Origin of the sequence: Pseudonocardia alni (assembly GCF_002813375.1) — a bacterium.
GTDB classification, from domain to species: Bacteria; Actinomycetota; Actinomycetes; order Mycobacteriales; family Pseudonocardiaceae; genus Pseudonocardia; species Pseudonocardia alni.
The window spans coordinates 1,867,289-1,884,238 of sequence record NZ_PHUJ01000003.1 but is presented as its reverse complement, the minus strand read 5'-3'; the positions used below and the strand labels follow the sequence as shown (position 1 = coordinate 1,884,238).

Here is a 16,950-nt window from a genome sequence, read left to right as displayed (position 1 = left end):
CTCAGCGGTGCAGGCGCAGGAGGCCGGCGTCGGTGGGTGGGAGGGCGCAGGAGCGGTAGAAGGGGATCAGGTGGGGGGCGAAGTCCACGTGCAGCCAGGTGCAGCCCGCCGCGGTGGCCTGCTCCACGGCCCCGGCGACCAACGCCCGGCCGATCCCGCGGCGGCGGTACCCGTCGGCGACGACGAGGTCGAGCAGGAACGCGTGCCGGTCGCCGTCCCAGGCGAGGTTGACGAACCCGGCGAGCGCGTCGCCGTCGCGGGCGTCGAGCCAGCTCAGGCTGTGTGCGGCGAGCTGGGTGGACCAGCGTCGCAGGCGTGGGGTCTCGTCGAAACCGGCGGCGTGCAGCGCGGAGAGCGCGACGTCGTCGACCTCGGGGCGGACGCGGACCCGGACGTCGGTCACGGCGCCGGGACGATGCCGGAGAAGGCGGCGCGGACGACGTCCTCGGGCAGGGTGGCGGTCCCGGGGCGGCCGGGGCGGTACCACTCGACGATCGAGTTGATCGTGCCGGACAGCAGCCGTGCGGCCAGGGCGGGGTCGACGTCGGAGCGGACCTCGCCGGCGTCGACGGCGTCGCGGACCAGGGCGCGCACGGCCGCGTCGAACGCACGGCGGCGTTCCAGCGCCCAGCGCTCGGTCTCGGTGTTGCCGCGCACCCGGAGCAGCAGGGTGACGTACGGCAGCTCGGCCATCAGCACCCCGACCTGCGCGGCGACGATCACCCGCAGCCGGTCGGCAGGGGAGCCGATGCGGGCCTCGGGGAGGTCGAGCACGCCGAACAGCCCGTCGACGGCGCGTTCCAGCGCCGCGCGCAGCAGCGCCTCCTTGCCCGCGAAGTGGTGGTAGAACGACGACTTCGTGATCCCGGCGGCCCGCGAGAGGTCCTCCATCGACGTCGCGTCGTAGCCGCGGTCGATGAACTCCCCGACCGCGGTCTCGAGCAGCGCGTCGCGGCCGCCGCTGGGCCGCCGGGCCCGCTTGACCGGCGAGCTCATCGGCCCTCGAAGACGGGCTTCTTCTTCGCGAGGAAGTCGCTCACGGCCTGCTGGTGGTCGCGCGTGGTCGACAGCCGGACCTGGGCGTCGGCCTCGTACTCCAGGACGGCGGGGAGCTCGTTGACCGCGCCGAAGCGCAGCGCGCCCTTCACCTCGGCGTAGGCGCGGGTGGGTCCGGCGGCCAGCCGGCGCGCGAGCTCCAGTGCGGTGCCGAGGACCTCATCGGCCGGGACGACGTCGCGCACCAGGCCCCAGTTGCGGGCGTCCTCGGCGGTGAACTGCTCGTTCAGCAGCACCAGTTCGGTCGCCCGGGAGACGCCGACGGCGTGCGCGAGCGACGCCGCGAGGCCGCTGTCGGTGGACAGTCCGATGCCGGTGAACGCGGTGGAGAACTTCAGGCCCTCCGCAGCGATCCTCAGGTCGGCGGCCAGCGCGATGCCGAGCCCGGCGCCCACGCACGGTCCGTTGATCGCGGCGATCACCGGCTTGGGCGCTTCGTTGAGCGCGCGGATCAACGGGTTGTAGTGCCGGCGGACGGTGCCCAGGGCGTCCACGGGGTCGGCCTCGAGCGCCGCGGCGTGCTCGCCCAGGTCCTGGCCGACGCAGAACGCCTTCCCGGCCCCGGTCAGCACGACGGCACGCACCGTCTCGTCCGCGGCGACCTCCACGGCCGCCGCGAGCAGCGCCTCCTTGAGCTCGACGGTGAGCGCGTTGTACTTCGCGGGGCGGTTCAGCGTGACCACTGCGACCGACGGGTCGGTCTCGTCGCGGGTCACGAGGACGGCGGGATCGGTGCCGGTGGCGGGGGAGGACATCCGGTGAGCCTAGCGGCCGACCGAACGATCGGTCTCCCCGTCCTGCCGGCGTCCGGACGGACCCTGGTGCGGTTCCGTGGACCGGTGCTAGGTTCGCCCGAACGAACGGTCGGTTCAATTGCTGACCCGCGACGACGAAGCGCGACGGAGGCTCGCCGATGACCCTGCTCCGCAGTCACCTCTCCGGTACCTGGCAGACCGGGAGCGGCGAGGGCCGCCCGCTGTACGACGCGGTGACCGGCGAGGAGGTCGCCCGTGTCTCCGCCGAGGGCCTGGACCTCGGCGCGGCCCTGGCCCACGGTCGCCGCACCGGTGGCCCGGCCCTGCGCGAGCTGACCTTCCACCAGCGCGCCGCGCTGCTGAAGGCACTCGGCGGGCACCTGCGCGAGCACCGTGAGGAGCTCTACGCCGTCTCCGCGCGCACGGGCGCGACCCTCGGCGACTCGACGTTCGACATCGACGGCGGCATCGGGGTCCTGCTCGCCTACGCCTCGAAGGCCAAGCGTGAGCTGCCCAACGACACCGTGTTCGTCGAGGGCGCGGTCGAGCCGCTGGGCCGCGGCGGCAGCTTCCTCGGCCAGCACGTGCTGACCCCGCGCCACGGAGTCGCGGTGCAGGTCAACGCGTTCAACTTCCCGGTCTGGGGGCCGCTGGAGAAGCTCGCTCCGGCGTTCCTCGCCGGTGTCCCCACACTGATCAAGCCGGCGTCGCCGACCGCGTTCCTGACCGCGAGGCTGGTCGAGCTGATCGTGGACTCGGGTCTGCTGCCCGACGGCGCGGTCCAGTTCGTCGCCGGGTCGTTGGGGGACTGCTTCGACCACCTCACCGGACAGGACCTGGTGAGCTTCACCGGCTCGGCGTCGACCGCTCAGACCCTGCGCAGCCACCCCGGGATCGTCCGGAACTCCGTGCGGTTCTCCGCCGAGGCCGACTCGCTGAACCTGGCCGCGCTCGGCCCGGACGCGACGCCCGGCACCGAGGAGTTCGACCTCTTCGTGAAGGCCCTGACCACCGAGATGACGGTCAAGGCCGGGCAGAAGTGCACCGCGATCCGGCGCGCGTTCGTGCCGCGCGCACACGTCGACGCCGTCGTCGAGGCCGTCACCGCGCGGCTCGCGAGGGTCGTGGTCGGCGCCCCCGGCGCCGAGGGCGTCCGGATGGGGGCGCTCGCGAGCCTCGACCAGCGCGAGGAGGTCCGCCGCAGCGTGAAGGCCCTGCGCGATGCCGGCCGGATCGTGTTCGGCGACCCCGACCACGTCGAGGTGACCGGCGCCGACGCCGACCGTGGCGCGTTCGTCTCCCCGCTGCTGCTGGTCGGTGACCCGGACCGCGCCGAGCCGCACGAGGTCGAGGCGTTCGGCCCGGTGTCGACCGTGCTGCCCTACGACACTCCTGCGCAGCTGATCGACTACGCCGCCCGCGGCCAGGGGTCGCTCGCCGGGTCCGTCGTCTCCGCCGACCCCGGGTTCGTCCGCGAGGTCGTGCTCGGTATCGCGCCGTTCCACGGCCGCGTGCACGTGCTCAACGCCCGCGACGCGGGCGAGTCCACCGGACACGGGTCGCCGCTGCCGCAGCTCGTCCACGGCGGCCCGGGCCGCGCCGGCGGCGGTGAGGAGATGGGCGGCGTGCGCGGGGTGTTCCACCACATGCAGCGCACCGCGGTCCAGGCCGACCCCGACTCGCTCGCCGCGATCACCGGCCGCTGGGTCACCGGTGCGCAGCGCCACACCACCGACGTGCACCCGTTCCGCAGGCATCTCGAGGAGCTGCGCCCCGGCGACTGCCTGGTCGCCGGTCCGCGCCGGGTGACCCGGGAGGACGTGGAGCACTTCGCCGAGTTCACCGGCGACACGTTCTACGCGCACATGGACGAGGCCGCCGCCGCGGCGAACCCGCTGTTCGGGCAGCGCGTCGCGCACGGCTACCTGGTCGTCTCGCTGGCCGCCGGCCTGTTCGTCGACCCGGACCCGGGCCCGGTGCTCGCGAACTTCGGCGTCGACGGGCTGCGGTTCCTCACCCCGGTCCGCTTCGACGACGAGCTGACCGTGACCCTGACCTGCAAGCAGCTCACCCCGCGCGAGTCCGCCGGCTACGGCGAGGTCCGCTGGGACGCCGACGTCACGCGGCAGGACGGCGAGTCCGTCGCCCGCTACGACGTGCTCACCCTCGTCGCGAAGAAGGACGCGTGATGACGGCGGCGACGAGGCGCCTCGGCGACGCGCCCCCGGCCGAGCTGCTGGACCCCGCCGAGCGGATGTCGGTCGACGAGCTGCGTGCGCTGCAGCTCGAGCGTCTGCAGTGGTCGCTGCGGCACGCCTACGACAACGTGCCGCACTACCGCGCGAGGTTCGACGAGCACGGCGTGCGCCCCGCCGACTGCCGCGAGCTCGCCGACATCGCGAAGTTCCCGACGACGACCAAGGCCGACCTGCGGGAGACCTACCCGTTCGGCATGTTCGCGGTGCCGCGTGAGCGGATCGCGCGGATCCACGCGTCGTCGGGCACGACGGGGCGCCCGACCGTCGTCGGCTACACCGCGGGTGACCTCGACCGGTGGGCCGGGCTCGTCGCCCGGTCGATCCGGGCCGCGGGCGGGCGCCCCGGCCACCGCGTCCACGTCGCCTACGGGTACGGCCTGTTCACCGGCGGGCTCGGCGCGCACTACGGCGCGGAGAAGCTGGGCGCGACCGTCATCCCCGTCTCCGGCGGGATGACCCCGCGCCAGGTGCAGCTCATCGGCGACTTCGAGCCCGAGGTCATCATGCTGACCCCGAGCTACATGCTCACCCTGCTCGACGAGTTCGAGCGCCAGGGTGTCGACCCCCGGTCGACGAGCCTGCAGGTCGGGATCTTCGGTGCCGAGCCCTGGACCGAGCAGATGCGCGCCGAGATCGAGGAGCGGGCCGGCATCCACGCCGTCGACATCTACGGGCTGTCCGAGGTCATGGGACCCGGCGTGTCACAGGAGTGCGTGGAGACCAAGGACGGTCTGCACATCTGGGAGGACCACTTCCTGCCCGAGGTCGTCGACCCGCTCGACGGCACCCCGCTGCCCGACGGCTCCGAGGGCGAGTTGCTGTTCACCAGCCTCACCAAGGAGGGGCTGCCGATCATCCGCTACCGCACCCGCGACCTCACGACGTTGCTCCCGGGTACCGCGCGGCCGCAGATGCGGCGGATGGCCAAGATCACCGGCCGGTCCGACGACATGATCATTCTGCGCGGGGTGAACGTCTTCCCGACCCAGATCGAGGAGATCGTGCTCCGCACGCCCGGGCTCGCGCCGCACTTCCAGCTGGAGCTGACCACCCAGGGCAGGCTCGACGCGATGACCGTGCGCGTGGAGGCCCGCGGCGACACGCCCGCCGACCGCCGCGACCCGGCCGCCGCGGAGCTCGTGCGCGCGGTGAAGGAGACCGTCGGTATCTCCGTGACCTGCGACGTCGTCGACCCCGACACCCTGGAGCGCTCGGTCGGGAAGCTGCAGCGGCTCAAGGACCACCGGGAGCCGAGGAGCTGACCTCCTCGGCGGGGAATGCCGTGGGTCGCGCGTGGGTTGCGACCGGTCGTGAAGCTCGAGATCTGGTCCGACGTCGTCTGCCCGTGGTGCGCGATCGGGCGGGCGCGTCTGCAGGCGGCGTTGTCCGGTTTCGCACACCGCGACGCGGTGACGCTGCGGTGGCGCAGCTTCGAGCTCGATCCGGCCGCGCCGCGCGAGCAGCCCGGTGACCGGGCCGAGCACCTGGCGGCCAAGTACGGCGTGAGCGTCGCGGCGGCCCGCCGGATGGAGGGCCAGGTCACCGCCACCGCGGCCGCGGACGGGTTGGAGTTCCGCTTCGACCGGGCCCGCCACGGCAACACCGCCGACGCCCACCGGCTGCTGCACCACGCCTGGGAGACCGGCGGCGCCACGGTGCAGGACGAGCTGAAGGGCCGGCTGCTGCGGGCCTCGTTCACCGACGGCGAGCCGATCGGTGACCCGGAGGCGCTGGTCCGGATCGCCGTCGGCGCCGGGCTCGACGAGGACGGCGTCCGCGCGGTGCTCGGCTCCGACCGCCACCTCGACGACGTCCGCGCCGACGAGGACCTGGCCCGCAGCCTGGGCATCACCTCGGTGCCGTTCCTGGTGATCGACGACCGCTACGGCGTCGCGGGCGCCCAGCCGATCGAGGCGCTGCGCGAGGTGCTGGACACCGCCTGGGCCGAGGGCGCACCCGCCCGCAGCTAGCGGGACTCGTCCTCGAAGATCAGGATCGTCCGCGTCGACACGACCGTCGGCAGCGCCTGCAGGCGTTCGAGCACGACGCTGCGCAGCGCGTCGTTGCCGGTGGTGCGCACCAGCAGCAGTACGTCGAAGTCCCCGCCGACCAGCGCCATGTGCCGGACCTCGGGGATCGCGCGCAGCTGTTCGCGCAGCTCGCGCCAGCTGTTCTGGCGCACCGTCAGCGTCACGTACGCCGAGGTGTGCAGCCCCACCTTGTCCGGGTCGACGAGCGCGGTGAACCCGGTGACCACGCGATCGTCGACGAGCCGGGCGAGGCGGGCGTAGGCGTTCGCCCGCGAGATCGTCAGGCGCTCGGCCAGCGCGCGCCCGGTCAGCCTGCCGTCGCGCTGCAGCTCCGCGACCATCCGCCGGTCGATGTCGTCGAGCACCGGCCCCTCCGTTCGTCTCGCCGCGCCCCGCCGGGCACCGGTGACCCGGACCACTCGTCCGGAGCGGTGTCGCGCTGCGGGCCGATCGTCTCGGCATCTCCGCGGCTCGAGCCGATCGTACGGATCATGCGCCATTCTCGAGGCACTGTGTCCGCACGGAGGGGAGTCATCGTGGACGACCGGCGCGAGACCGTCCGCCTGCTGGAACCGGACGGCACCACGGTGCCCGGCGCTCAGCTCCCGCCGCCGGACCGGCTGCTCGACGGCTACCGCGGCCTGGTGCACGCCCGGCGGCTCAACGAGCAGGCCGGCGCGCTGGTCCGGCAGGGGCGTCTGGCCGTGTACCCGTCCTCGCGCGGCCAGGAGGCCTGCCAGGTGGCCGCGGCGATGGTGCTGGGCGACGACGACTGGCTCTTCCCGACCTACCGCGACACCGCAGCGATCGTCGCGCGCGGTGTCGACCCGGTGGAGGTGCTCACGATGCTGCGGGGGGACCGGCACTGCGGCTACGACGTCGCCGGCCACCGCGTCGCCCCGCAGGCGACCCCGCTCGCCACACAGCTGCTGCACGCCGTCGGCGTCGCCCACGCCGCGCGGCTCAAGGGCGAGCCCGACGCAGTCCTGGCGCTCTGCGGCGACGGCGCGACCAGCGAGGGCGACTTCCACGAGGCGCTGAACTTCGCCGCGGTGTTCCGGGCGCCGGTGGTGTTCCTCGTGCAGAACAACAAGTACGCGATCTCGGTGCCGCTGCATCGGCAGAGCGCAGCCGCCGACCTCGCGGACAAGGCGGTCGGCTACGGCATGCCCGGTGTGCGGGTCGACGGCAACGACCTCCCCGCGCTGCTCACCGTGCTCGACGACGCCGTCTCCGTGGCCCGCTCCGGTGGCGGCCCGACGCTGGTGGAGGCCGACACCTACCGCATGGAGGCCCACACCAACGCCGACGACGCGGGCCGCTACCGCGACGAGAGCGAGGTCGCCTCCTGGGCAGGCCGCGACCCGCTGGTGCGTCTGCGCGCCCGGCTGCGCGCCGACGGCCTGCTCGACGACGACGCCGAGCGCGCGCTCACCGACGACGCCGAGCGGATGGCCGCCGCCCTGCGCGCCGGCATCGCGGCCGAGTGCCCGGTGGACCCCGAGGACCTGTTCGCCCACGTCTACGCCCACCCCACCCCGCAGCTGCGCGAGCAGCGCGCCCAGCTGCGCGCCGAGCTGGAGGTCACGCCGTGAACACCGGTCCCGTGAAGCTCACCATGGCGCAGTCGATCAACACGGCGCTGCGCGAGGCGATGGCCGCCGACCCGACCGTCGTCGTGTTCGGGGAGGACGTCGGTCCGCTCGGCGGGGTCTTCCGGGTCACCGACGGGCTCACCGCCGAGTTCGGCGAGCACCGCTGCTTCGACACCCCGCTCGCCGAGTCCGGCATCGTCGGCACGGCGGTGGGGATGGCGATGAACGGGCTGCGGCCCGTCGTCGAGATGCAGTTCGACGCGTTCGCGTACCCGGCGTTCGAGCAGATCGCCAGCCACGTCGCGAAGTTCGGCAACCGCACCTCGGGCCGGATGCGGCTGCCGATGGTCATCCGGGTGCCGTATGCCGGCGGGATCGGCGGCGTCGAGCACCACTGTGACTCCTCCGAGGCGTACTACGCCCACACCGCCGGGTTGACCGTGCTCGCCCCGGCCACGAACGCCGACGCCCACGGCCTGCTCCGCGCGGCGATCGAGTACCCGGATCCGGTGGTCTTCCTGGAACCGAAGAAGCACTACTTCACCTCCGAGGAGGTGGACACGACCGTCCCGGTGCCGCCGATCGGACGTGCCGTCGTCCGCCGCCCCGGGGTCGACGCGACGCTCATCGCCTACGGCCCGACGGTCCCGGTCGCGCTCGCCGCCGCCGAGGAGGCCGCCCGCGAGGGCCGTGACCTGGGCGTGGTCGACCTGCGGTCGATCGTGCCGTTCGACGACGAGACCGTCTGCGCGCAGGTCCGCCGGACCGGGCGGGCGGTCGTCGTCGCGGAGGCCCCGGGGTTCGCCTCGGTCGCCTCGGAGATCGCCGCCCGGATCTCCGAGCGGTGCTTCCACCACCTCGAGGCGCCGGTGCGCCGGGTGACCGGATTCGACGTGCCCTACCCGCCGCCGAAGCTGGAGCAGCACCACCTGCCCGGGGTGGACCGGGTGCTCGACGCCGTCGACACGCTCGGCTGGGAGGACGCGGCGTGAGCGCTCAGGTGTTCACCCTGCCCGACCTGGGGGAGGGGCTGACCGAGGCCGAGCTCGTCCGCTGGCTCGTGGCCGACGGGGACACCGTCGGCGTCGACCAGCCCGTGGCCGAGGTGGAGACGGCGAAGGCCGTGGTCGAGGTGCCGTCGCCGTACGCGGGCACGGTGCTGACCCGGCACGGTGTGGAGGGCGAGACGCTGCGGGTCGGGGAGCCGCTGGTGTCGGTCGGGGACGCCGGGGACGCCGGATCGGGGAACGTCCTGATCGGGTACGGCACGTCCGGCGGGCACGAGGGGGCCCGCCGGCGTCGCCGGGCCGCGAAGCGCGCCGACCCACCCGCGCCCGCCCCTTCGCCCGTGCCCGCCGACTCACCCGCGCCCGCCGGCCCGGCCGCGCCCGCGGTCCCGGCGGCGACGTCCGCCGCCGACCGCGCGCGGGGGGAGCGTCGGCCGGTGCAGTCGCCGGTGGTGCGGCGGCTGGCCCGCGACCACGGCATCGACCTCGCGACGGTCGAGGGGACCGGGCCCGGCGGGATGGTGCTGCGTCACGACGTGGCGCTCGCCGCCGCCCGCTCCGCGCCGCCGGCCGCCGCCGAGCCCGCTGCCGCGCCGCACGTCACTGCACCGCCCGCCGTTGCACCGCCCGCCGTTGCACCGCCCGCCGTTGCACCGTCCGCCGCCGCACCGTCCGCTGCGACGACCGCCGTCGCGCCGGAGCATGACCCCCGCACCGGGCTCGCGGTGCGGGCGATCGTGCCGCTGCGCGGGGTCCGCCGCGCCGTCGCCGAGACCCTGACCCGCAGCCGCGCCGAGATCCCCGAGGCCACGACCTGGGTCGACGTCGACGCCACCGACCTGCTCGCCCTGCGCCCGCAGCTCACCGGCACCGACGGCCGCCCGGTCGGGCTGCTCGCGATCCTGGCCCGGTTCGTCGTCGCCGGTCTCGCCCGGTTCCCCGAGCTCAACGCCCGGGTCGACCCGCAGGCGGGGGAGATCGTGCACCTCGACGGGGTGCACCTCGGCATCGCCGCGCAGACCGACCGTGGTCTGGTCGTCCCCTCGGTCGCCGACGCCCACCGCCTCGGGATGCGCGGCCTCGACACCGAGATCCGCCGGCTCACCGCGGCGGCCCGGGACGGCTCGGTCACCGCCACCGAGCTGACCCGCGGGTCGTTCACCCTGAACAACTACGGGGTGCTCGGCGTCGACGGCAGCGCCGCGATCATCAACCATCCCGAGGTCGCGATGCTGGGCGTCGGGCGGGTGCTGCCGCGGCCGTGGGTCGTCGACGGCGCGGTCGTCCCGCGGTCGATCACCCAGCTGTCACTGGTGTTCGACCACCGGGTCTGCGACGGCGGCACCGCGGGCGGGTTCCTGCGGTTCGTCGCCGACGCCGTCGAGTCGCCGCTGTCCGCGCTGGCCGACCTGTGACGCCCGGCGCCGCCCCGCGGCTCAGCGCGCCGGGACGACCGTCCAGGCCGGGGCCTTCGCCGGGCGGCCGTCCCCGGACGAACGGCCCCGCAGGCGTCGTCCGACCCAGGGCAGGACGTGGGCGCGGTAGTAGGCGAGCCCCGCGGCCGGCCCCGTCTGCGAGGTCGTGACGACGGTCGTCGCGGGCGTCGCGCCGCGCACCCCGAGTGCCTCCAGCACCAGCCCGGCGGCGCGCAGGTGCCCGGGCGTGCCCAGGTGCAGGCGGTCGTCCGACCAGTAGCCGGGCCTGCGGATCTCGGCGTCGCCGAACACGTCGACGAAGGTGAGCCCGTGTGCGGCGGCGAGCGTGCGCACCGTCGCCGACAGCTCGGCGCCGCGGCGGTGGACGACCCGTCCCAGCGGGAGCCGGTCCGACGGGTCGGCGCCGCTGAGCAGCACCAGCCGGACCCCCGCCGCCGCGCAGCGGTCGACGGCGCGGGCGGTCAGCGCGGCGAGCCCGGCGACGTCGGTGCGGGGGCGCAGCATGTCGTTCCCGCCGCCGTTGAGCGTGATCAGCGTCGGTGCGGGGTCCAGCGCCAGCGCGGCGTCGAGCTGCGGCCCGACGACGTCGGCCAGCAGCCGGCCCCGTACGGCCAGGTTCGCGTAGTGCACCGGTTCGCCGGAGGCGCCGGCCAGCCCGGCGGCGACCCGGTCGGCCCAGCCGCGCGGGATGCCGGCGGCGTCCTCGTCGCCCACGCCCTCGGTGAAGCTGTCCCCGATCGCCACGTACCGCACGGGGTCAGCATCCGCGTCGCGATCGCCGCGGCTCGGCCCGGGGGTGGTGACGGCTGTTACCCTCGTCCCGTGCGCGGTCGGACCATTACCCGGCGCGCCGGCTGAAGCCAGGGAGCCGGCGCGTGGCACGTCGTGCCCGCCGGACCTGGCCGGATCCTGACGTTCGCCCTCGAACACCGGAGATCCGATGAACGCCCCCACCACCGAGCGCACCCGTACCGGAAGCGATCCCGCCGAGCACGGTCACGTCGTCTCGCTGCTGCTGACCGACGCCGACGACGGCCTGTACAAGGTCCTCACCACGCTGCGGTCGCGCCGCTGGAAGGTCCGCTCGCTGCGGGTCGACATGTCCGGCGAGATCGGCCGGGTCGACCTCGTCGTCACCCGCGACGGCCGGGCCGCCGATCTGCTCCTCGAGCAGCTGCGCCGGGTCGTGCCGGTGGTGCGCGCCGACCTGTGCTGATCCGGGGCTACCCCCGAGGGGTCAACCGCGCGTTCGGCAGCTCCGGCGCCGGCAACGTCGACTCCCAGGCGTCCGGGAACACCCCGAAGCGCCCGCCGTCCCGCCCTCCGGTTGCACGCTCGTCCTGCCACTGCTCCCGGAAGGCCGCGATCTCGTCGTGGCTGGAACCGACGAAGTTCCACCACATCACGATCTGCTCGCCCCACGGCTCCCCGCCGAGCAGCACCAGGCGGGCGCCGTCGTCGCCGGCGTGCAGGTCCAGGGTCGTCCGGCCCGGCGGGAGGTACACGAGCTCGGTGGACGCGGCCGCCGTCCCGCACACCCGCGCCGCGCCGGTGTCGACCAGCACGCCGTGCTCGAACCCGGCGTCGACGTCGAGCGTCACCGTCGTCCCGGCGGGCAGCACGACCTCGGCGCCCAGCAGCGGGGTGAACGTCTCCACCGGCGACGACGACCCGGCCAGCGACCCGAGGAACACCCGCAGCGCGGCGTCCCCGGCCCGCACCCGGGGCGGCGCGTAGTGCTCGAAGCGGGGTGCGGTGTCCCGGTGCGCGGCGGGCAGCGCCAGCCACAGCTGCACCCCGTGCAGCACCTCGGTACCGGGCGTGGAGAACTCCGAGTGTGCGATGCCGGACCCCGCGGTCATCAGGTTCAGCTCGCCCGGGCGCACGACCGCGTGCGCGCCGGTGGTGTCGCGGTGCTCGACCTCCCCGGTGAACAGCCACGACACCGTCGCCAGCCCGGTGTGCGGATGCCCCGGCACGGCCATCCCGCCGGTGTCGGCGACCCGGTCCGGGCCGTAGTGGTCGAGGAAGCACCAGGCCCCGATCAGCGACCGGGTGCGGCGCGGCAGCGTGCGGCGCACCGTCATCGCGCGCGGCCCGCCCAACGGCACGTCGCGCGGGGTCACCAGCTCCGCGGCGGCGGTGTCGCCCCCGCAGACGACCTCCTCCGGCACGGTCTCGACGTTGCTCACCGCGCCCTCCGCCGGACGGTGGCGACGGCGTCGGGCGTCACCGGGTCGAGGATGTCGGCGTAGCCCTGGTGGGTCGACACCCAGCGCCGTACGTACGGGCAGACCGGCACGATCCGCTTCCCGGCGGCGCGGGTGTCGTCCAGCGCGAAGCGGATCAGGGTGCTCGCGAGCCCGCGCCCGGACAGCTCCGGGTCGACCTCGGTGTGGTGGAAGATCCGCTGCTCGTGGTCGTCGACGTACTCGGCCCGGCCGACCACGGTGCCGTCGATCAGGATCTCGTAGCGGTGGTGGCCGGTGTCGTGGGTGACCACGGTGTCGTCGGTGTCGCCGGGCATGTGGTCAGCCTCTCAGGACGCCCGGCGGCGCACCACGCGGCCGTCGGCGTCGCGCTCGGGGACGGGGTGCGCCGACAGGATCGAGACCCGGTTGAACGCGTTGATGGTGATCGCAGCCCAGACCAGCACCGACACCTCGTCGTCGGTGAGGTCACCGCGGACGGCGGCGTAGGCGTCGTCGTCGAGGTGGGTCCCGGCGGTCCGGGTGACGGCCTCGGCGAGACCGAGTGCGGCGCGCTCGCGGTCGTCGTAGAGGGCGCTGTCGCGCCAGGCCGGGAGCAGCGCCATCCGCTGCGGGGTCAGTCCGGCCGCCAGCCCCGACCGCCAGTGCGTGTCCAGGCAGGTCTCGCAGCCGTTGATCTGGGAGACCCGCAGGTTCACCAGCTCCAGCAGGTCCCGGTCCACCCCGGCCGCGGCGGCGCGCTCGCGCACGACCGCGACGACGTCGGTCATCGCCCGGAACACCTCGGGGGTCTGCTTGTCGATCCACACCCGGCCCATGTCACCTCCGAACCCGTCACGCGGCGACGGTGTTCCGGGCGGGTGCTGTCTCGACGGTCACGACCACCGCCACCATCACCACCGCGGCGACGACCGGGGTGAACGGCGCGAACGCCGACAGTCCCAGCAGCCCCGCCAGCACGACGACGGCGGCGCTGCGCCCGGCGGTGAGCGTGGGGCGCAGCGCGAGCGCCCACACCCCGAGGACGAACAGCGCGACCGGCACGGTCAGCGTCGCCCCGGCCGCGGCGGCGGACAGCCCGGTCGCGGTGGTGTCGACGTCGACGGCCACCTCGATGCCCGCCGAGAACGCCCCGGCCGCGGCGAAGACGAGGTAGTGGCCGTAGCCGTGCACCAGCGCCCGTGGCATGGCCCGCAGGTGCTCGTGCTGGTCGCGGGCGAAGTAGACCCACCACATGCCCGCCGCCAGCACGAGCCCGCACGCCGAGAGCAGCAGCAGCGGGCCGAGGTGCTCGGCGGAGGACAGCGCGTCGACCACGGCCGTCGTCGACGCCAGGACCGACTCGCCCAGCAGGATCAGGGTGAACAGGCTGTAGCGCTCGGCGATGTGGTGCGGGTGCCACGGTGTCGTCCGCGCCCGCTCGGCGACCACCGGGACCGCCAGCTCGGCCAGCGCCAGCACGACGAACCCCACCGGGTGCGGGTCCACGAGCACCCAGGTGATCCACAGCAGCTGGACGACGACGATGCCGCCCGCGTAGCGCAGCGCCGTGACCCGCAGCTCCCGGTGCGAGCGGGCCGCCCGCAGCCACTGCGTGACCATCGCCAGGCGCATCACCACGTAGCCCGCGACGAGCACGCCGTAGCCCTCACCGGCCATCGCCGACGGGGTCCCCGCGGCCAGTACCAGCGCCCCCGCCATCTGCACCAGGGTGGTGACGCGGTAGAGCCAGTCGTCGACGTCGAAGGCCGAGGCGAACCAGGTGAAGTTCATCCAGGCCCACCAGATGCCGAAGAACACCAGCAGGTACGACCCGACCCCGGCACCGATGTGCCCGCCGGACTCGGAGTGGTGCAGCGCGGCCGACGACAGCGACACCGCCACCACGAACACCAGGTCGAAGAACAGCTCCAGCGGACTGGCCGCCCGGTGGGGCTCGTCCGGGTCGCGGGGGCGCATCGCGCGCAGACCGAGGTTCACACCGGGCATCGTTGCGCGCCGCACTACCCTTCGGCTGCGCCGACACGGGGAAGGACCCACCGATGACCACACCGGACACCACACCCGACACCCGGCCGCGGGTGCTGCGCCGGGCGGGCGACTCCGAGGTCGCCCCGATCGAGCTGTTCTTCGACCTCGTCTACGTGTTCGCGATCGTCCAGGTCTCGCACACGCTGCTGTATCACCTGACCCCGGTCGGGGCGCTGGAGACGGCGGTCCTGTTCGCCGCGGTCTGGTGGCTGTGGAACTACTCGGCCTGGGCGATGAACTACCTGGACCCGGCCCGGCCGTCGGTCCGGGTGCTCAACGCCGGGCTGATGCTCGCGGCACTCGGGATGGCCCTGGCGCTGCCGGGCGCGTTCGGCGACTCGGGCCTGCTGTTCGCGCTGTGCTTCGCCGCCGCCCAGATCGGCCGCCCGCTGTTCCTCGTCGTGACCATGCGCGGGCACGTCATGGCCCGCAACTACCGCAACCTGCTGGTGTGGAGCACGGCCGCGTCGGTGCTGATGGTCCTCGGCGCGTTCCTCCCGCCGGTGGCGCGGCTCGTGGTCTGGGCGCTGGCCGTCGCCGTCGACATGGCGGGCCCGCGGTTCGAGTTCCGGGTGCCGGGGCTCGGCCGCACCCCGATGGAGGAGTGGCCGACCGACGTGGAGCACCTCGCCGAGCGCAACCGGCTGGTGTTCATCATCGCGCTCGGCGAGTCGATCCTGATCATGGGTTTCACGCTGTCGGAGATGGAGGTCGTGACCCCCTACGCGGTGGTGATCACCCTGCTCGGGTTCGCCGGCCTGGTCGCGCTGTGGTGGTCCTACTTCGCGCTCGCCGGACACGGCACCCGGGCGGCCTCCGGCGACGGGTCGACCCGCGCGGCGCGGGCCGCGTTCGCCTACGCACACGGCCTGATGGTGGCCGGCGCGGTGCTGTTCGCGGTCGCGATCGACCTGCACCTCACGCACCCGGAGAACACCCCGGCCCTGGTGCTGACCTCGGTCGGCGGTCCGCTGCTCTACCTCGTGGGCAACAAGCTCTACCTGCAGGGCCGCACCGGGACGGTCGGGCGGTCGCGCTACGTCGCCGCGGCCGTGCTGGTCGTGGCCGCGGCGGTCGCGCTCGTCGCCGGGCACGCGCTGCCCGCGATCGTGATCGGCCTGGTCGTGCTCGCCGTGGTGGTCGGGCTGGCCGTGGTCACCGAGCTGACCGAGCGGCGCGCCTAGTCCTCCTCGACGGCGTCGCGCAGCGCGTTCTCCAGCACCTCGGTCAGGGCGGGGTGGATCCAGTACTGGACGTCGGCGAGCCGCTGCGCGGTCACGCCCAGCGCCATCGCCTGCACCAGCTGCTGGACCATCGTCGACGCCTGCGGGCCGAGCAGGTGCGCCCCCAGCAGCGTGCCGTCGGGGGCGACGAGGACCTTGCAGAACCCGCGCTGCTCCTCCAGCGCCCAGCCGAAGGCGACATCGGCGTACTCGTGGAGCCCGACCCGGAACTCCAGGTCCTCCTCGCGGCACTGCTGCTCGGTGCGCCCCACGGAGCCGATCTGCGGGGTGGTGAACACCGCGGCCGGCACGAACCGGTGGTCGACCTCGCGCAGGTCGTCGGGGTGGGCGAGGTTGTGCCCGACGACCTCGGCCTCGTGGTTCGCGACGTGCTTGAGCGGGTGCGGGGTCGAGATGTCGCCCAGCGCCCACACCCCGTCGGCGGTGGTGCGGCCGTGGGCGTCGACGACGACGCGGCCGGCGTCGTCGGTGTCGACCCCGGCGTGGTCCAGGCCGAGCCGGTCGGAGTTCGGACGGCGCCCGGCCGCGACGAGCAGCCGGTCGGCCCGGACCTCCGTGCCGTCGTCGAGGTGCAGCCGCACGTCGCCCTCGCCGCCGGTGACCTTCTCCACCGTCCGGCCGGTGTGGACGGTGAAGCGCTCGCGGGCGGCGTCGGTGAACCGCTCCACGACGGTCTCGTCCATCCCGCCGAGCAGTGTGTCGGCGCTCTCGATGATCGTGACCGCGCAGCCCAGCCCGCCGAACACGTGCGCGAACTCGGCCGCGATGTAGCCGCCTCCGATGATCGCCAGGTGCTCGGGCAGCTCGTCGATCCGCATGATCGTGTCGGAGGTGTGGAACGGGACGCCCGAGTCCGCGACCGGTGGCGGGACCACCGGCCGTCCCCCGACGGCGAGCACGATCCGGTCCGCGGTGAACTCCGCGGTGCCGCCGTCGCCCAGGTCCACGGTCATCGCGCGCGGCCCGGTGAAGCGGGCCACGCCGTCGTAGACGGTGCCGTCGTGTCGGCGGTGGTCGCGGCCCTCGTCGCCGATCGGGTCGAGCCGGGCGAAGACCCGGTCGCGGATGTCGCTCCAGCGGATCCGGTCGATCCGGGCGTCCACGCCGTAGGACGACGCCGCCCGCACGGTCTCGGCGACCTCGGCGGTGTAGGCGAGCATCTTGGTCGGGATGCAGCCGACGTTCAGGCAGGTCCCGCCGAACCGGGTCGCCTCGACGTGGGCGACATCGAGACCGTCGAAGCGGTCGTCGACGATCATGTTCCCGGATCCGGTGCCGACGATTGCGAGATCGTGATGGGCCACCCGCCGAGCGTAGGAAGACCGGCG

At 74.2% G+C, this 16,950-nt stretch carries 18 protein-coding genes; 8 read left to right on the top strand and 10 right to left on the bottom strand.

The features are described 5' to 3' along the window. Nucleotide 1 precedes the first annotated feature (1 nt). From ATL51_RS09615 to ATL51_RS09605, 3 genes are read right to left on the bottom strand one after another with little or no spacing between them, the layout of a single operon-like run. Nucleotides 2-403: a GNAT family N-acetyltransferase gene (locus tag ATL51_RS09615; RefSeq protein WP_100878398.1), complete on the bottom strand. Its 402-nt coding sequence runs from the start codon at nt 401-403 to the stop codon at nt 2-4. Beyond that, on the bottom strand, nt 400-996 hold the full coding sequence (locus ATL51_RS09610; RefSeq protein ID WP_100878397.1) for a TetR/AcrR family transcriptional regulator: 597 nt from the start codon (nt 994-996) through the stop codon (nt 400-402). The genes ATL51_RS09615 and ATL51_RS09610 overlap by 4 nt, the downstream gene beginning before the upstream one ends. After that, nucleotides 993-1,811: an enoyl-CoA hydratase/isomerase family protein gene (locus tag ATL51_RS09605; RefSeq protein WP_100878396.1), complete on the bottom strand. Its 819-nt coding sequence runs from the start codon at nt 1,809-1,811 to the stop codon at nt 993-995. The genes ATL51_RS09610 and ATL51_RS09605 overlap by 4 nt, the downstream gene beginning before the upstream one ends. Nucleotides 1,812-1,969: 158 nt before the next feature. Here ATL51_RS09605 and paaZ point away from each other — a divergent pair, with 158 nt between their 5' ends. Genes paaZ through ATL51_RS09590 form a run of 3 tightly spaced genes read left to right on the top strand, consistent with a single transcriptional unit; the run spans nt 1,970 to nt 6,039 of the window. Further along, nucleotides 1,970-4,000, top strand: a complete 2,031-nt coding sequence (gene paaZ, locus ATL51_RS09600) for a phenylacetic acid degradation bifunctional protein PaaZ (protein ID WP_100878395.1) — start codon at nt 1,970-1,972, stop codon at nt 3,998-4,000. Continuing rightward, nucleotides 4,000-5,331, top strand: a complete 1,332-nt coding sequence (paaK, locus tag ATL51_RS09595; protein ID WP_100878394.1) for a phenylacetate--CoA ligase PaaK — start codon at nt 4,000-4,002, stop codon at nt 5,329-5,331. Before paaZ ends, paaK begins: the two co-directional genes overlap by 1 nt. A 48-nt stretch (nt 5,332-5,379) precedes the next feature. After that, a complete protein-coding gene (locus ATL51_RS09590; RefSeq protein ID WP_208622961.1) occupies nt 5,380-6,039 on the top strand; it encodes a DsbA family oxidoreductase in 660 nt (219 codons plus the stop codon). Here the strand turns inward: ATL51_RS09590 and ATL51_RS09585 are convergent. Further along, entirely contained in the window at nt 6,036-6,464 is a 429-nt protein-coding gene (locus ATL51_RS09585) for an Lrp/AsnC family transcriptional regulator (protein WP_301548968.1), read from the bottom strand. The two genes, ATL51_RS09590 and ATL51_RS09585, sit on opposite strands and share 4 nt — an antisense overlap. A 171-nt stretch (nt 6,465-6,635) precedes the next feature. On the opposite strand from ATL51_RS09585, the gene pdhA reads away from it, so the two are divergent. Genes pdhA through ATL51_RS09570 form a run of 3 tightly spaced genes read left to right on the top strand, consistent with a single transcriptional unit; the run spans nt 6,636 to nt 10,116 of the window. After that, entirely contained in the window at nt 6,636-7,694 is a 1,059-nt protein-coding gene (gene pdhA / locus ATL51_RS09580) for a pyruvate dehydrogenase (acetyl-transferring) E1 component subunit alpha (protein ID WP_392567363.1), read from the top strand. A gap of 23 nt (nt 7,695-7,717) precedes the next feature. Further along, nucleotides 7,718-8,686, top strand: coding sequence for an alpha-ketoacid dehydrogenase subunit beta (locus tag ATL51_RS09575; RefSeq protein ID WP_100880601.1), 969 nt, complete (start codon nt 7,718-7,720; stop codon nt 8,684-8,686). After that, a complete protein-coding gene (locus tag ATL51_RS09570; RefSeq protein WP_100878390.1) occupies nt 8,683-10,116 on the top strand; it encodes a dihydrolipoamide acetyltransferase family protein in 1,434 nt (477 codons plus the stop codon). The genes ATL51_RS09575 and ATL51_RS09570 overlap by 4 nt, the downstream gene beginning before the upstream one ends. 21 nt (nt 10,117-10,137) lie before the next feature. On the opposite strand, the gene ATL51_RS09565 is transcribed toward ATL51_RS09570, so the two are convergent. After that, nucleotides 10,138-10,890, bottom strand: coding sequence for an SGNH/GDSL hydrolase family protein (locus ATL51_RS09565; RefSeq protein WP_100878389.1), 753 nt, complete (start codon nt 10,888-10,890; stop codon nt 10,138-10,140). Nucleotides 10,891-11,077: 187 nt separating this feature from the next. Between ATL51_RS09565 and ATL51_RS09560 the strand changes: the two genes are divergently transcribed. Further along, on the top strand, nt 11,078-11,353 hold the full coding sequence (locus tag ATL51_RS09560; protein WP_100878388.1) for an ACT domain-containing protein: 276 nt from the start codon (nt 11,078-11,080) through the stop codon (nt 11,351-11,353). A gap of 7 nt (nt 11,354-11,360) precedes the next feature. On the opposite strand, the gene ATL51_RS09555 is transcribed toward ATL51_RS09560, so the two are convergent. Genes ATL51_RS09555 through ATL51_RS09540 form a run of 4 tightly spaced genes read right to left on the bottom strand, consistent with a single transcriptional unit; the run spans nt 11,361 to nt 14,336 of the window. Then, nucleotides 11,361-12,329: a pirin family protein gene (locus ATL51_RS09555; protein WP_100878387.1), complete on the bottom strand. Its 969-nt coding sequence runs from the start codon at nt 12,327-12,329 to the stop codon at nt 11,361-11,363. After that, nucleotides 12,326-12,664, bottom strand: a complete 339-nt coding sequence (locus tag ATL51_RS09550) for a GNAT family N-acetyltransferase (protein WP_100878386.1) — start codon at nt 12,662-12,664, stop codon at nt 12,326-12,328. Before ATL51_RS09550 ends, ATL51_RS09555 begins: the two co-directional genes overlap by 4 nt. Before the next feature lie 12 nt (nt 12,665-12,676). Beyond that, on the bottom strand, nt 12,677-13,165 hold the full coding sequence (locus tag ATL51_RS09545) for a carboxymuconolactone decarboxylase family protein (protein ID WP_100878385.1): 489 nt from the start codon (nt 13,163-13,165) through the stop codon (nt 12,677-12,679). A gap of 16 nt (nt 13,166-13,181) precedes the next feature. Next, nucleotides 13,182-14,336, bottom strand: coding sequence for a low temperature requirement protein A (locus ATL51_RS09540; RefSeq protein ID WP_208622960.1), 1,155 nt, complete (start codon nt 14,334-14,336; stop codon nt 13,182-13,184). Nucleotides 14,337-14,389: 53 nt separating this feature from the next. Between ATL51_RS09540 and ATL51_RS09535 the strand changes: the two genes are divergently transcribed. Then, entirely contained in the window at nt 14,390-15,562 is a 1,173-nt protein-coding gene (locus ATL51_RS09535) for a low temperature requirement protein A (RefSeq protein ID WP_100878384.1), read from the top strand. Here the strand turns inward: ATL51_RS09535 and ATL51_RS09530 are convergent. Then, nucleotides 15,559-16,926, bottom strand: a complete 1,368-nt coding sequence (locus ATL51_RS09530) for a mycothione reductase (RefSeq protein WP_100878383.1) — start codon at nt 16,924-16,926, stop codon at nt 15,559-15,561. The two genes, ATL51_RS09535 and ATL51_RS09530, sit on opposite strands and share 4 nt — an antisense overlap. Nucleotides 16,927-16,950: the final 24 nt, after the last annotated feature.

Bases quoted from the DNA above. Each gene is read 5' to 3' on its own strand.
- ATL51_RS09535 (WP_100878384.1), top strand. From the start codon at position 14,390: ATGACCACACCGGACACCACACCCGACACCCGGCCGCGGGTGCTGCGC.
- ATL51_RS09545 (WP_100878385.1), bottom strand. From the start codon at position 13,165: ATGGGCCGGGTGTGGATCGACAAGCAGACCCCCGAGGTGTTCCGGGCG.
- ATL51_RS09575 (WP_100880601.1), top strand. From the start codon at position 7,718: ATGGCGCAGTCGATCAACACGGCGCTGCGCGAGGCGATGGCCGCCGAC.
- ATL51_RS09610 (WP_100878397.1), bottom strand. From the start codon at position 996: ATGAGCTCGCCGGTCAAGCGGGCCCGGCGGCCCAGCGGCGGCCGCGAC.
- ATL51_RS09540 (WP_208622960.1), bottom strand. From the start codon at position 14,336: ATGCCCGGTGTGAACCTCGGTCTGCGCGCGATGCGCCCCCGCGACCCG.
- ATL51_RS09605 (WP_100878396.1), bottom strand. From the start codon at position 1,811: ATGTCCTCCCCCGCCACCGGCACCGATCCCGCCGTCCTCGTGACCCGC.
- paaZ (WP_100878395.1), top strand. From the start codon at position 1,970: ATGACCCTGCTCCGCAGTCACCTCTCCGGTACCTGGCAGACCGGGAGC.
- ATL51_RS09550 (WP_100878386.1), bottom strand. From the start codon at position 12,664: ATGCCCGGCGACACCGACGACACCGTGGTCACCCACGACACCGGCCAC.
- ATL51_RS09560 (WP_100878388.1), top strand. From the start codon at position 11,078: ATGAACGCCCCCACCACCGAGCGCACCCGTACCGGAAGCGATCCCGCC.
- paaK (WP_100878394.1), top strand. From the start codon at position 4,000: ATGACGGCGGCGACGAGGCGCCTCGGCGACGCGCCCCCGGCCGAGCTG.